Genomic DNA, 14078 nt, shown 5'->3' with positions numbered 1-14078 from the left:
GGGCTTCGCACCCGCCACTGAACCGCCTACCCCTTCATCTCAAAGTCCCTGCTCTGCGAATGGCACGGCCAGCGCCAGGGCCTTGTCCAGCGCAGCGACGTCGACGCCACCGCCCTGGGCCATGTCCGGACGGCCACCGCCTTTGCCACCCACCGCCGCAGCGGCTTGCTTCATCAGATCGCCAGCCTTGAGTTGGCTGGAGAGGTCCTTGGTCACGCCGGCCACCAACACGACCTTGCCCTCATGCTCGCTGCCCAGCAGGATCACTGCGTGGCCGAGCTTGTTCTTCAACTGATCGACCAGGGCCAGCAGGGCCTTGCCATCCTGCCCATCCAGGCGGGCGGCGAGGACCTTGGCACCCTTGACCTCAACAGCCGCGTTGGAGAGATCGTCCCCTGCGGCGCTGGCGGCCTTGGCCTGCAGCTGTTCCAGCTGCTTCTCCAGCTGACGGTTGCGCTCAAGCACAGCCGACAACTTGTCGATCAGGTTGTCACGGTTACCCTTGACCAGTTGCGCGGCTTCCTTGACCTGCTCTTCGGCAGCGTTCAGGTAGGCCAGCGCAGCGGCGCCGGTGACTGCTTCGATACGGCGTACGCCAGAGGCCACGCCGCCTTCGCTGATGATCTTGAACAGGCTGATGTCACCGGTACGCTTGGCGTGGATACCGCCACACAGCTCTACCGAGAAATCGCCACCCATGGTCAGCACGCGCACGGTATCGCCGTATTTCTCACCGAACAGCGCCATGGCACCTTTGGCCTTGGCGGTTTCGATATCGGTCAGTTCGGTCTCGACCGGCGTGTTCTTGCGCACTTCGCGGTTGACGATGTCTTCCAGCTGCTTGAGCTGCTCCGGCTTCACTGCTTCGAAGTGGCTGAAGTCGAAACGCAGGCGCTGGCTGTCGACCAGCGAGCCCTTCTGTTGCACGTGCTCACCCAGCACCTGACGCAACGCTTCGTGCAGCAGGTGGGTAGCCGAGTGGTTCAGCGAGGTGGCGTGCTGAACGTCTGCATCGACCTTGGCCTCCACCGGCGCACCGATCAGCAGCGCACCGCTGGTGACCACACCGTGGTGCAGGAAGGCCCCGCCGGTCTTGGTGGTATCACGTACGTCAAAGCGTGCAGCACCCGCCTGCAGGTACCCGCTGTCACCCACCTGGCCGCCGGACTCGGCGTAGAACGGCGTGCGGTCGAGCACCACTACGCCCTGCTCGCCCACCCCCAGCTGGTCGACCGATTGGCCGTCCTTGTACAGGGCGATGATCTTGCCCTGGCCTTCGGTTGCGTCGTAGCCGAGGAACTCGGTGGCGCTGTCGACCTTGACCAGGCTGTTGTAGTCCATGCCGAAGGCGCTCGCAGAACGGGCGCGCTCCCGCTGGGCGTCCATTTCGCGTTCGAAGCCGGCTTCGTCGATGGTCAACTCGCGCTCACGGGCAATGTCGGCCGTCAGGTCCATCGGGAAACCGTAGGTGTCATACAGCTTGAACACCACATCGCCGGGTACCACGGCGCCTTGCAACTGGGCCAGATCTTGCTCGAGGATGCGCAGGCCCTGCTCCAGGGTCTTGGCAAACTGCTCTTCTTCGGCCTTGAGCACGCGCTCGATGTGCGCTTGCTGGCTGGTCAGCTCGGGGAAGGCTTCGCCCATTTCGGCCACCAGGGCAGCAACGATCTGGTAGAAGAAGCTGCCCTTGGCGCCCAGCTTGTTACCGTGGCGGCAAGCGCGGCGGATGATGCGGCGCAGTACATAGCCACGGCCTTCGTTGGATGGCAGCACGCCGTCGGCAATCAGGAAGCCGCAGGAGCGGATGTGGTCGGCCACCACTTTCAGCGAAGCCTGGCCGTCATTGCTGCAACCGATGGCCTTGGCCGCCGCTGCCAGCAGGTTCTGGAACAGGTCGATCTCGTAGTTGGAGTGCACGTGCTGCAGCACGGCGCTGACACGCTCCAGGCCCATGCCGGTGTCCACCGACGGCGCTGGCAGTGGGTGCAGCACGCCATCGGCAGTGCGGTTGAACTGCATGAAGACGTTGTTCCAGATCTCGATGTAGCGGTCACCGTCTTCTTCCGGCGAACCGGGCGGGCCACCCCAGATGTCCGGGCCGTGGTCGTAGAAGATCTCGGTGCATGGGCCACACGGGCCAGTATCGCCCATGGTCCAGAAGTTGTCGGATGCGTAGGGGGCGCCCTTGTTGTCACCGATGCGCACCATGCGCTCGGCAGGCACGCCTACTTCCTTGGTCCAGATGTCGTAGGCTTCGTCGTCGGTGGCGTAGACCGTGACCCAGAGCTTTTCCTTGGGCAGGTTCAGCCATTTTTCCGAGGTCAGGAAGGTCCAGGCGAAGGTGATGGCGTCGCGCTTGAAGTAGTCGCCGAAGCTGAAGTTGCCCAGCATTTCGAAGAACGTGTGGTGACGCGCGGTGTAACCGACGTTTTCCAGGTCGTTGTGCTTGCCGCCCGCGCGCACGCACTTCTGGCTGCTGACCGCACGGGTATAGGCACGCTTCTCGGCACCGAGGAAGCAGTCCTTGAACTGGTTCATGCCTGCGTTGGTGAACAGCAGGGTCGGGTCGTTGTTCGGGATCAGCGAACTGGAGGCAACTCGGGTATGGCCCTGCTCTTCGAAGAAGCGAAGGAAGGCTTCACGGATTTCTGCGCTTTTCATAGGTTCTTCCACGGAAACGGCGGCCGTTTGGGCTAATACGTCGAATCGACGAAACGACGGCAAAGGGCGCCATTATAGCCAGCCTGAACAGGAGATACAGTGTGTTTGTACACCAGAACGGCATTGCGCGGATGAAATGCCGTTCATCGACACTGTCAAGGTCGCCTGGCAGCGCTGCACAGCCACGCTGGCGGTACATAAGCAACACCTGGGCACCCAGCCCAAAGGGGATGCTGCGCCTTTCTTCTCGATACCGGAATGCGCCATGCCTGAGCTGAACCTGTCCAAACTGCACTCGGACCCACACCCGCTCCCCCACCCTACGCCATTGATCAATGCCAGCCCCGTCTATTACCTCGACGATCGACAGGCTGGCAGCCACCACACCGCATTCATCAACAAGGACCACCCCCAGCAGCAGACAGAGGTGAAGTACATCCAGGCTGATGGCAATGTGCGTATCACCCTGGAACGCGCCTATGCGCTGGGGCGACGCTACCGTCGCCTGGCGCCCAGCACCGAGCTGCTGGTGTTCAATGTCGCCCCGCGCGCCACAGGTTCGGATGCACGGCAAAAACGTGTGCAGATCACGACCCACGACTGCTTGCTGGAAGTCACGGTCAACGGCGCGGTATTCATGGTCGCCCAGCATACCGCTGAAGCCATTGCCATTCGCCTGACCGACGGCGGGCACCAGGTGGTCATTACCGGGCAGGTCCGCAAGCCGGTACTGATCGACATGATCGGCAGCGGCAACAGCATCGAGACAGGGGCCGGCATGGTGCACATTGATGCGCACACCGGCACGCACCAGGTAGTCGTCGGTAGCGGCCCTGTCCTGATCGACAAAGGCGATGCGGTGGTCAATGTCACCGGCCACTGCCTGCTTGGCCAGGCCAATTCCAGCACCGTGCTCTACCGCAACACGGCGTACGATGCGCACCTGGCCCAGCCTGTAGCGGCCGAGCATCAGGCGCTAGGCCGCGTCGGCGTGCAAGTGACGGGTGATGAGGCGTTCCGCCAGGCGGTAGAAGATGCGCTGGTGCTGATGCGCAAATTGCCGTGCGGCCAAGCACTGCTGGCAGGCCTGGACAACAAGGCCGGGCATACCGGAAAACCGATCAGGGTGAGCGAAGCGGCCAGGCAACAATTCACTTGCTACACCCCCAGCGATGACGAGCAGGACGAAGACGAAGGCCACTTCATCATCAACGAAAACCAGAGCAGCTGGGGCTACAGCGGTGGCATGCTGGCCTACAACCCGAACTGGTCGACGGCAACCCAATTGCCGCTGCTGGACCTGTACCGCTGCCTGTGCCAGGGCTGGAACTCCATGACCGGCACCGTGTTCCCAGGCCAGACAGAGGTTCAGGGCACTTACGGCGCCTACCCGGTAGACAACCTGTTACTGCAAAGCATCGGCTTGCCCACCGACTGCAAATTCAACTTTGGAGGCGCTACTGCACTGAACACCAACCCCGCCGCTTTCACTGAGAACGGATTACGCCAGGCACTGCAACTGGAACTGCGCACGCAACTGTAAGCAACCCCTCAGCTCAACCGCTGCCCCGCATCGGGCACGATCAGAAGCCCTGCCCTGAGGCCATTCTTGACCTTGGGGTTGGGGAAGATGATGCGCGTGCCCTCTTCCTCGACCACCCAGCGCATCTCGGCCAGGTCTTCAGCCAGCAGGTAACCTTTGCTCAGTTCGGAAAAATTCTCGATATCCGCCGGCAGGTGCAGGTGAAAGCTGTCGCTGTGCTTGATGATTTCGCGGGAGACACTGAACAGCTGCAGGCCACCCAGCGAGTCTTCGTCTTCGGGTTCTTCAGCCGTGATGATCCTGATCAGGCGGTCTTGGAGCTTGTCGAGGTTGACTTGCTCGTTCTGGCCGAACGGGCGGGCCTTGCCCAGCTCCAGGGTGAACGCTTCAGCCTCCAGCTGTTCGTAGGTAAAGGCGCTGAAGGTGATGGAAGGCTTGCTTTGCAGCAACACCGCCTGCATGCCCGCCGCTGCCAGGCGTGCCAGTTGGCGACGGGAGTGCTGGCGCCCCTCTTTATAGGGGTACAAGGCAAACTGCTCGATCTTCGAACCGCGGATGGCAGTATGCAGGTCGTAATGCAGGCGGCTGCGCCCCGGCTTGCTGAAGAACACCCGGGCGAACTGCTCGAGCTCGGCCGCACGCAACGCCTCGAAACCGCTGGACAGCTCGTGGCGCCCGTTGAACAGGCGGTTGATGTCCTGTTCGATGAAACGCTCACCCTTGCGCATCGCCACCGGGTTGCCGAACAGGAACAACACCCGCGCCTTGGGCTTGATCGACCCGTCGGCCACGCCATGCAGCAGCCGTTCGAGCAACTCGATCGGCGCTGTCTCGTTACCATGAATACCGGCAGACAACAGCAAGTCCAGGCCGCAATCCTCGCTGTCGGGTGGGCGCACTTCGAGCGCCCCCTCCCCTAGCCAGCGCAAACGCGTGCCCTTGGTGGTCACTTGGGTCTTCTCGGCCGGTTCGTGATCGGTGAGGGTCAGCTCAAGCAATTTACCAAGGGCGAGCATAGGAACTTCCTTAGTGGGTGTGGCCGCAGTCGGGGCCATGGACGTGATCGTCGTCTTCGCCAAGCTCTGCAGGTTCCATTTCCAGCTGCAGGCTGACCAGGTTGGTGGCCATGGGCCGCAGCAGCAGGTTGGCGTACTCGGCGTCGCCTTCCTCGACATCCACACCGATCAGCAACTGGCCGCGGCCATCCTGCTGGATCCACACTTCCTTGCCTTGCCAAACCACGGCAAAACGGGTGCAGGAGGTTTCGAGCTGGGTGCCGTCTTCATCTTCGAGGATCAGGCGCAGGGCGTCGGTCATTACAATTCTCTCTTCAAGGTTGGCGTTGGAACGGGTACACCGAGCCCAACTTCAGAATCTGGGTCAATTCATCCAGTGCGGTACGGCACTCCACCAGCAGTTGCGGGTCGGCCAGGTCCGCCTCGACCAGGCGATCACGGTAGTGCTTGTCGACCCATTGCAGCAGGGTGTCGTACAGCGGGGCGGTCATGATAACGCCTTGGTTGACCGCCGCCAGTTCCGTTTCATTCAAGGCCACGCGCAAACGCAGGCAAGCCGGGCCACCGCCGTTCTGCATGCTCTGCTTGAGGTCGAACACCTTGACCTCCTTCACCGGGCCGCCCTGGCGGGTCAACTGCCCAAGGTACGCCCAGACGCGTTCATTGTTGCGGCACTCTTCCGGCACCACCAGCAGCATGGAGCCGTCGTCACGGCTGAGCAACTGGCTGTTGAACAGGTAGGAACGCACTGCATCCTCTACCGCCACTGCCGACCGCGGCACGCAGATGGCCTGGAAACGGCCGCCCTTGCTGGCCAGTTTAGCGCGCAACTGGCCCAGTACCGTGTCAGTCTCGAGGAAAGCGTCCTCGTGGTAGAACAGCACCTCGCCATTGCCCACCGCAATCACGTCATTGTGGAACACGCCCTGGTCGATCACCGCCGGGTTCTGTTGAGCGTAGACCACCCCGTCCTCATGCAGGCCATGCAAACGGGCCACCGCCTGCGAAGCCTCCAGGGTCTGCCGGGCGGGGTATTTCTGCGGTGCCGGGTAACGGCTGTCGAATGCACTGCGGCCGTAGACGAAGAACTCCACGCCAGCCTCCCCATAGGCGCGGCAGAAGCGCGTATGGTTGGCAGCGCCCTCGTCACCGAACTGCGCCACGGCAGGCAACGCCGGGTGGTGGGCGAAGCGTTGCTCGTCGTTGAACATCGCGGCCAGCACGCGACTGGTGGTCGGGTGCTCGATGCTGCGGTGGTATTTGCAATTGAGGTTGGCGGCAGTGAAGTGCACGCGGCCATCGGCGGTGTCGGCACTGGGGCTGACCGTGGCAGCGTTGGCCACCCACATGCTCGAAGCCGAACAGGTGGCCACCAGCAACGGCATGGCCTCTTTGGCAGCGCGCTGGATCACGTCGGCATCGCTGCCGCTGAAGCCCAGACGGCGGAGCGCGGCCACATCCGGGCGCTCCTGCGGCGCCAGCACGCCCTGCTTGAAGCCCATGTCGGCCAATGCCTTCATCTTCGCCAGGCCCTGGCGTGCAGCTTCGCGCGGGCTGGAGCCTTGCTGGCTGTTGCTTTGCGAAGCCACGTTACCGTAGGACAGGCCGCCGTAGTTGTGGGTAGGCCCCACCAGGCCATCAAAATTCACTTCATAGGATTTCATCGGCAAGGCTCCGTGACCTGTTGTTATAGGGTGACGCCCGGCGTAAGGGTGGCCGGCAAGGCAAGGCTGGCAGTCTCCAGCGAAGCCACGGGGTAAGCGCAGTAGTCGGCCGCGTAATAAGCACTGGCGCGATGGTTGCCACTGGCACCGACGCCACCGAAGGGTGCACTGCTGGCTGCACCGGTCAGTTGCTTGTTCCAGTTGACGATGCCGGCGCGGCTGCGCAGCCAGAAATGCTGGTAGCGGGCGCGCGAATCGGACAGCAAGCCGGCAGCCAGGCCGTACTGGGTGTTGTTGGCTTCATCGATGGCCGCATCGAAATCGGCATAGCGGACCACTTGCAGCAGCGGCCCGAAGAACTCTTCATCCGGGCGCTGCGCCACGGCGCTGACATCGACGATGCCAGGGGTAAGCAATGCGGCATCGGCTTGCGGCTGCGTCATTTCCAGGAGTTTCACCCCGCCCTTGGCGGCCAGTTCGGCCTGGGCAGCCAGCAGCGCCTGCGCGGCCTGCAGCGAAATCACCGAGCCCATGAACGGTGCCGGCTGCTCATCGAACGCCCCCACCGTGATGGTTCTGCACACCTCGACCAAGCGCGCGAGCAGCGCATCGCCCCAGGCACCCTGGGGCACCAGCAGGCGACGTGCGCAGGTGCAGCGCTGGCCGGCGGAAATGAACGCCGACTGAATGATGGTGTAAACCGCAGCGTCGAGGTCCTTGACCTCGTCTACCAGCAATGGGTTGTTGCCGCCCATTTCCAGCGCCAGGATCTTGTCTGGGCGCCCGGCAAACTGCTGGTGCAACAGGTTGCCAGTGCGGCTGGAACCGGTAAAGAACACGCCATCGATACCTGGGTCGCCAGCCAGTGCCACGCCGGTTTCACGCCCGCCCTGAACCAGGTTCAGCACACCCGCCGGCAGGCCGGCGGCGATCCAGCAGTGCACCGTCAGTTCGGCCACCTTGGGGGTCAGCTCACTCGGTTTGAACACCACGCAGTTGCCCGCCAGCAGCGCCGGAACGATATGCCCGTTCGGCAGGTGGCCTGGGAAGTTGTAAGGGCCGAACACCGCGACCACACCATGGGGCTTGTGCCGCAGCACTGCCGTGGCATCGGCCAGCGGGCCGCTCTTTTCACCGGTACGCTCGCGGTAACTTTGTACGGAAATGGCCACCTTGTTGATCATGCTGGTCACTTCGGTGGCCGACTCCCACAGCGGTTTGCCGGTTTCCTCGCCAATGCACTGGGCCATGGCTTCGGCATGCGCCTTCAACTGTGCGGCAAATTGCTCCAGCACACCGATGCGCGCGTCCAGGCTCAGTTGCGCCCAGGCTGGGAACGCCTGGCGCGCAGCCTTTACGGCGGCGCCGACCTGGCTGGCGTCGGCGCCCTGCCCCTGCCAGATCACGGCCTGGGTGACCGGGTTCAGCGATTGCAGGGGCTCGCCCTGGCCGGCCTGCCAATTGCCGGCGATGTAGTGCGTGGTCATTTACTGGCCCTCCCGGCTCGCCGACATAGGTACCGCGCGCACATTGTCGCCGGCGCCCATGCGCAGGCGTTTGGCGGTCAGCGGGTCGACCACCAGGGTTCCGGCGGCCAGCCGCGCAGGTGCAGCGGTGATACGGCAGTCGTCGCGCTTGCGGTTGTGGATGATGTAGGGGGTGGCGTCATCGCCCGGCGTGCCGACCGCCAGCACCAGCGTCTGGCTGTCGCGCACGGCGCGGATCCTGGCGGTGTCACACTCGATGGCCGGGCCGGCGTCGAAAATGTCGACGTAGCCCTGGTAAGTGAAACCTTCCTGCTTGAGCATGGCCAGTGCCGGCTCGGTGTCCTTGTGCACACGGCCGATCACGTTGCGCGCCGCGTCGGACAGGAAGCAGGTGTACAGCGGGAACTTCGGCATCAGCTCGGCGATGAACGACTTGTTGCCCACGCCGGTCAGGTAGTCCGCCTGGCTGAACTCCATCTTGAAGAAGTGCCGGCCCAGGCTTTCCCAGAACGGCGAACGCCCCTGCTCATCCGACATGCCGCGCATTTCGGCGATGATCTTCTTGCCGAACAACTCGGGGAACTCGGCAATGAACAGCATGCGCGCCCGCGACAGCAAGCGGCCGTTGAGCCCGGCGCGGTAGTCGCTGCGCAGGAACAGCGAGCACAGCTCGGAGTTGCCGGTCAGGTCGTTGGCCAGAAACAGCGTAGGGATTTCGCGGTAGATCTTCAGCTCCTGCGAGGCACTGACGGTCAGGCCGACCCGGTAGTTGTACCAAGGCTCGCGCAAGCCAACGGCACCGGCGATGGCACTGATGCCTACCACCAGGCCTTCGTCGTTTTCCAGCACGAACAGGTAGTCGGTGTCGCCGCGCTCGGCCTCGCCCCGAAAGCTCTTTTCCGCCCAACCTACGCGATGCTCCAGGCGCTCTTCGTTGGCCGGCAGCGTGGTCAGCCCGGTGGTGCCGGTGCTGCGTGCCAATTCGATCAACGCAGGCAAATCGCTGCTGCGTACAGGACGAACGATCATGCTATCTCCTTGTGCGGCGGCATGGGCCGGCGCGAAACTCTGCTAACGCATCAATCCCGAAACGCCTGTTGCCAGACCTCAGGCCGCCACCAGGCGCACGCTGGCGCCCTCACCCACGCCCAGCGCCTCGGCTGCTGCAACGCTCAGGCTGACCGGCTTGCCGGGCACCCAATCCAGCTCCAGCAGCACTGCCCGGTAGTCCTGCAACAGGCCGTTGCACACCAGGTACGGGCGCCCGCCCTTGGTTGGCGCGTCGTCGATTTTCACCGGGGCCACCCGGCTCTGGGCGATCGAGCGGATGCCCGAGGTACGCGCATGCAAGGTTGGGCCGCCGTCGAATATGTCGATGTAGTGCTCGGTCTCGAAGCCCTCACGCATGAGGATGTCGAAGGTGATCTGCGCCCGCGGGTGCACCTGGCCCATGGCTTCCTGCGCCAGGTCTGGCAGCAGCGGCACGTAGATCGGGTAGTGCGGCATGAGTTCGGCGAGAAAGGTGCGGCTCTTCAGGCCGCACAGGCGCTCGGCATCGGCATAGTTGAGGTCGAAGAAATTGCGCCCAATGGCGTCCCAGAACGGCGATTCGCCCTTTTCGTCGCTGTAACCGACGATCTCGGTCACCACCGAGTCAGCGAAGCGTTCCGGGTGCGCAGCCATGAACAGCAGGCGGCCGCGGGAATTGAGTTCGGCCCAGCCGCTGTTCACCAGCTCTGGCAACACGTAGAAACTGGTCAGCAGGCTGTTGCCGGTCAGGTCATGGCACAGCGAGAGCACGTGGATCTTGTTGTGGATCTTCAGCTCGCGCGAGGCGTGCACGAAGGTCTCGTTGCGAAAACTGTAGAACGGCTCGGAGTAGCCAGCCGAGGCCACGATGGCCGAGCAGCCGGCGAGCTTGCCGGTTTCGCTGTCTTCGAGCACGAAGAAGTAGCTTTCCTCGCCATTGAAGCTGACCTCCGCGGCGAAGGACGTCTCGGAGGCGGCAATCTTGTCGCCCAGGCGAGCAGAGTCGTCCGGCAGCGAGGTGACACCAATGGGGCTGTCGGCAGCCATGCGCTGCACTTCGTTCAGATCAGCCATTTGCGCGGGGCGCATCACCAGCATGGTGTCACTCCTTTGGAATACGGGCCGCTCATGGCGGCACGGAAAAACGGCAGGCGCATGGGCACCTGCTGTGGAATCGCAAATCGCCGGCCTGGTACAACCTTGGCTGCGGCCGGCGAAGGGACCGCAGGCGGATCAGCCTTGGGTCAGCGTGGCAACGGCGCGCTCGAAGCGGTCCAGGCCTGCATCGATATCGGCGTCTTCAACCACCAGGCTTGGCGCGAAGCGGACCACGTCCGGACCGGCCTGCAGCACCATCACGCCTTCTTTCTCGGCGGCATTGAGTACGTCCTTGGCCTTGCCTTGCCAGGCCTCGGCCAAGACGCAACCCAGCAGCAGGCCAACACCACGCACCTGGCTGAACAGGCTGTACTTCTGCCCGATCTGCTCCAGGCGGGCCTTGAACCGCGCGTGCTTGGCCTTGATGCCGGCCAGGGTTTCCGGGGTGTTGACCACGTCCAGCACCGCGCAGGCAACCGCGCAGCCCAGCGGGTTGCCGCCGTAGGTGGTGCCGTGGGTGCCCACAGCCAGGTGCTTGGCCAGCTCGGTGGTGGTCAGCATGGCGCCGATCGGGAAGCCACCGCCCAAGCTCTTGGCGCTGGTGAGGATATCCGGGGTCACGCCGTAGTGCTGGTAGGCATACAGCGAGCCGGTACGGCCCACACCCGTCTGCACTTCGTCGAAGATCAGCAGGGCATTGTGCTCGTCACACAGCTTGCGAGCGCCTTCAAGGTAAGCCTTGTCGGCCGGCACCACGCCGCTCTCACCCTGGATCGGCTCGATCACCACGGCGCACGTCTTGTCGGAAATCTGTGCCTTCAACGCTTCCAGGTCGTTGTACGGCACGTGGCTGATGCCGGTGATCTTCGGGCCGAAGCCATCGGAGTACTTCGGCTGGCCGCCGACGCTGACGGTAAACAGGGTACGACCGTGGAAACTGTTCACGGTGGCGATGATTTCGTGCTTTTCAGGGCCGAAGCGGTCATGGGCAACCCGGCGGGCCAGCTTGAAGGCAGCCTCGTTGGCCTCGGCGCCGGAGTTGCAGAAGAACGCACGGTCGGCAAAGGTGGCGCTTACCAGCTTGTGGGCCAGGCGCAAAGCCGGTTCGTTGGTGAATACGTTGGAGACGTGCCAGAGGGTGTTGGCCTGCTCGGTCAAGGCCTTGACCAGCGCCGGGTGGCAGTGGCCCAGGGCGTTTACCGCGATGCCGCCGGCAAAGTCGATCAACTCGCGACCGGACTGGTCCCAGACACGGGAACCCTCGCCTCGCACAGGAATGAAGGCCGCCGGAGAATAGTTGGGGACCATGACCTGGTCGAAATCGGCACGTTGCACCGGGGCTTGCTCAACGGACATCTGAGTCTCCTGAAGAGGAACGCTGGCCTGGAAGTGGCGAGCGATGGGGGGATTGTAAGGACTGATCTGCGCCTGTCCTTGCGGCCAAGCGACAACTTGTTACAGCGCAAAACCCAGTTTTAGCAAGGTTTTCGGCAATGCGACAAACACTGTCGCAATCGCGCAGTGTACGGGAGAGAGGGGGCTGGGTGAACGGGTGTTCACCTGGAGATGAAGGAGTAGAAGGTGCAAGCCGATATTTTTATGCCGGGGCGGGTGTGAGGCGTTGGTATCGCGCCGTGGCGGGTGCATGACGTTGTTCTAGTAGCGCGGCGCACGATATCCGCCCCACCATCACCTTCAAGGCATACACCCCGACCCCAACCGAGCTATCAACCCTTTTCAGCCGGCGCCGAACTCAACTCGAACGGGCTGCTGCTACGCCGCTGGTTACGGTCTTCCCGCGGCGTGGCACCAAAGAAATTGCGGTACGCACTGGAAAAATGCGGCCCCGACGAGAAACCACAGGAAAGCCCGATCTGGATGATCGATTTGCTGGTCTGCATCAGCATCTGCCGCGCCTTGTTCAGCCGCAGCTCCAGGTAGTACTGGCTCGGCACGCGGTTCAGGTACTGCTTGAAAATGCGCTCCAACTGCCGGCGCGAGACGCATACGTGCTGGGCAATTTCGTCGGTGGTCAGCGGTTCTTCGATATTGGCTTCCATCAGCAACACCGCCTGGGTCAGCTTGGGGTGGCTGGAGCCAAGACGATTCTGCAGCGGAATGCGTTGGCGCTCGCCCCCTTCGCGGATACGCTCGACCACCAGTTCCTCCGACACCGCACCGGCAAGCTCGGCGCCGTGATCGCGGGCCAGCACCGCCAGCAGCAGGTCGGTAACGGCCATGCCGCCGCACGCCGTGAGGCGGTCACGATCCCAGTCAAACAGGTGGCTGGTGGCGATGACCCTGGGGAAGCGCTCGGCAAAATCATCCTGCCAACGCCAGTGTACGGCAGCCCGGTAACCATCGAGCAAACCCAGCATCGCCAGCGGGTACACACCGGCTGCAAGCCCCCCGATCATGCAGCCGCTGCGCGCCAGCTGCTTGAGCGCGGCCGACAACGCAGCCCCTACCGCCACGGGTGGCTCGTCTGCCAGCAGGAACAGCTTGTGACAACCTTCCAGGCCACCGTTCCAGGGCTCGCCTGGCAGGCGCCAGGCACCTTCCGGCGCAGGCTCGGCCTGCAGGAACGACAGTTCGTAGACCACGTCCGGATGCACCCGCTGCGCCACCTGCAACACTTCCTCGGCCAGCGCCAGGGTCAAGGGCCTGGTGCTGGGCCAGATGAGAAAACCGATTCGCTGGGTGGTCATAAGGTACGGTCCGAAACCTGAGGTCGTTCGAGTCTGTGCGCCGGGTCAGGCCGCGCTCGCCGCGCAGCATGCCCTATTCTGGTGCAAAAATGCAGCTTTTACTTCAGGCTGCCGGAGAGGAACTGCTTCAGGCGTTCCGACTGCGGGTTGGCCAGCACTTCACGCGGGCAGCCGGTCTCTTCCACCAGCCCCTTGTGCAAGAACACCAACTGGTTGGACACCTCGCGGGCAAAGCCCATTTCGTGGGTGACCACGACCATGGTCCGGCCTTCCTGGGCCAGCGCCTGCATTACCTTCAGCACATCGCCGACCAGCTCGGGGTCGAGTGCCGAAGTCGGCTCGTCGAACAGCATAACCTCCGGCTCCACCGCCAGGGCGCGGGCAATTGCCACACGTTGTTGCTCCCCGCCAGACATGTGCCCCGGGAAGGCGTCCTTGCGGTGGGCGACACCCACCTTGGCCAGGTAGTGCTCGGCCTTTTCCAGGGCTTCCTTGCGGTTCACGCCCAACACATGCACCGGCGCCTCGATGATGTTCTCCAGCGCGGTCATGTGCGACCACAGGTTGAAATGCTGAAACACCATCGACAGCCGCGAGCGCATGCGCTGCAGCTGACGCGGGTCTGCGGCCTTCAGCGCGCCGTCCTTGCCAGCGACCAGCCTGAGCTCTTCGTTGTTGAGCAGGATCTTGCCGGCGTGCGGCTGCTCCAGCAGGTTGATGCAACGCAGGAAGGTCGACTTGCCCGAACCGCTGGAGCCGATGATGCTGATGACGTCGCCGGCCTTGGCCGCCAGCGACACGCCCTTGAGTACTTCATGGCTGCCGTAGCGCTTGTGCAGGTCTTGGACTTCGAGTTTGTACATGCTGTC

The 14078-nt window shown here is 63.3% G+C and carries 11 protein-coding genes; 1 reads left to right on the top strand and 10 read right to left on the bottom strand.

All coding sequences use genetic code 11. The features are described 5' to 3' along the window. Window positions 1-39 precede the first annotated feature (39 nt). Complete coding sequence (gene alaS / locus GEV39_RS07325) at window positions 40-2664, bottom strand: alanine--tRNA ligase (RefSeq protein WP_009681474.1); 2625 nt, start codon at window positions 2662-2664, stop codon at window positions 40-42. Between the two features lie 136 nt (window positions 2665-2800). Here alaS and GEV39_RS07320 point away from each other — a divergent pair, with 136 nt between their 5' ends. Further along, a complete protein-coding gene (locus GEV39_RS07320) occupies window positions 2801-4207 on the top strand; it encodes a M91 family zinc metallopeptidase (protein WP_236184172.1) in 1407 nt (468 codons plus the stop codon). 8 nt (window positions 4208-4215) lie between these two features. On the opposite strand, the gene astE is transcribed toward GEV39_RS07320, so the two are convergent. The 9 genes from astE to GEV39_RS07275 form a co-directional block, all read right to left on the bottom strand. Then, window positions 4216-5223: a succinylglutamate desuccinylase gene (gene astE, locus GEV39_RS07315; RefSeq protein WP_173888017.1), complete on the bottom strand. Its 1008-nt coding sequence runs from the start codon at window positions 5221-5223 to the stop codon at window positions 4216-4218. A gap of 10 nt (window positions 5224-5233) precedes the next feature. Continuing rightward, window positions 5234-5524 carry a hypothetical protein gene (locus GEV39_RS07310; RefSeq protein ID WP_009681477.1) on the bottom strand — a complete coding sequence of 97 codons (291 nt, stop codon included), beginning with the start codon at window positions 5522-5524 and terminating at the stop codon, window positions 5234-5236. Between the two features lie 13 nt (window positions 5525-5537). Continuing rightward, a complete protein-coding gene (astB, locus tag GEV39_RS07305; protein ID WP_009681478.1) occupies window positions 5538-6887 on the bottom strand; it encodes an N-succinylarginine dihydrolase in 1350 nt (449 codons plus the stop codon). A gap of 23 nt (window positions 6888-6910) precedes the next feature. After that, window positions 6911-8374, bottom strand: coding sequence for a succinylglutamate-semialdehyde dehydrogenase (astD, locus tag GEV39_RS07300; protein ID WP_173888016.1), 1464 nt, complete (start codon window positions 8372-8374; stop codon window positions 6911-6913). After that, window positions 8375-9403: an arginine N-succinyltransferase gene (gene astA / locus GEV39_RS07295; RefSeq protein ID WP_054912724.1), complete on the bottom strand. Its 1029-nt coding sequence runs from the start codon at window positions 9401-9403 to the stop codon at window positions 8375-8377. 78 nt (window positions 9404-9481) lie between these two features. Beyond that, window positions 9482-10501: an arginine/ornithine succinyltransferase subunit alpha gene (gene aruF, locus GEV39_RS07290; RefSeq protein WP_054912723.1), complete on the bottom strand. Its 1020-nt coding sequence runs from the start codon at window positions 10499-10501 to the stop codon at window positions 9482-9484. 135 nt (window positions 10502-10636) lie between these two features. Next, window positions 10637-11857, bottom strand: coding sequence for an aspartate aminotransferase family protein (locus tag GEV39_RS07285; RefSeq protein WP_054881942.1), 1221 nt, complete (start codon window positions 11855-11857; stop codon window positions 10637-10639). A gap of 371 nt (window positions 11858-12228) precedes the next feature. After that, a complete protein-coding gene (argR, locus tag GEV39_RS07280; RefSeq protein ID WP_009681484.1) occupies window positions 12229-13209 on the bottom strand; it encodes a transcriptional regulator ArgR in 981 nt (326 codons plus the stop codon). A 98-nt stretch (window positions 13210-13307) separates the two neighbouring features. After that, a complete protein-coding gene (locus tag GEV39_RS07275) occupies window positions 13308-14072 on the bottom strand; it encodes an ABC transporter ATP-binding protein (RefSeq protein WP_009681485.1) in 765 nt (254 codons plus the stop codon). Window positions 14073-14078 lie beyond the last annotated feature (6 nt).

This window comes from Pseudomonas sp. NY5710 (assembly GCF_013305665.1).
Classification (GTDB): Bacteria; Pseudomonadota; Gammaproteobacteria; order Pseudomonadales; family Pseudomonadaceae; genus Aquipseudomonas; species Aquipseudomonas juntendi.
Note: the sequence above shows the minus strand (reverse complement) of the source record. Positions and strands in the feature narration are given on the sequence as shown.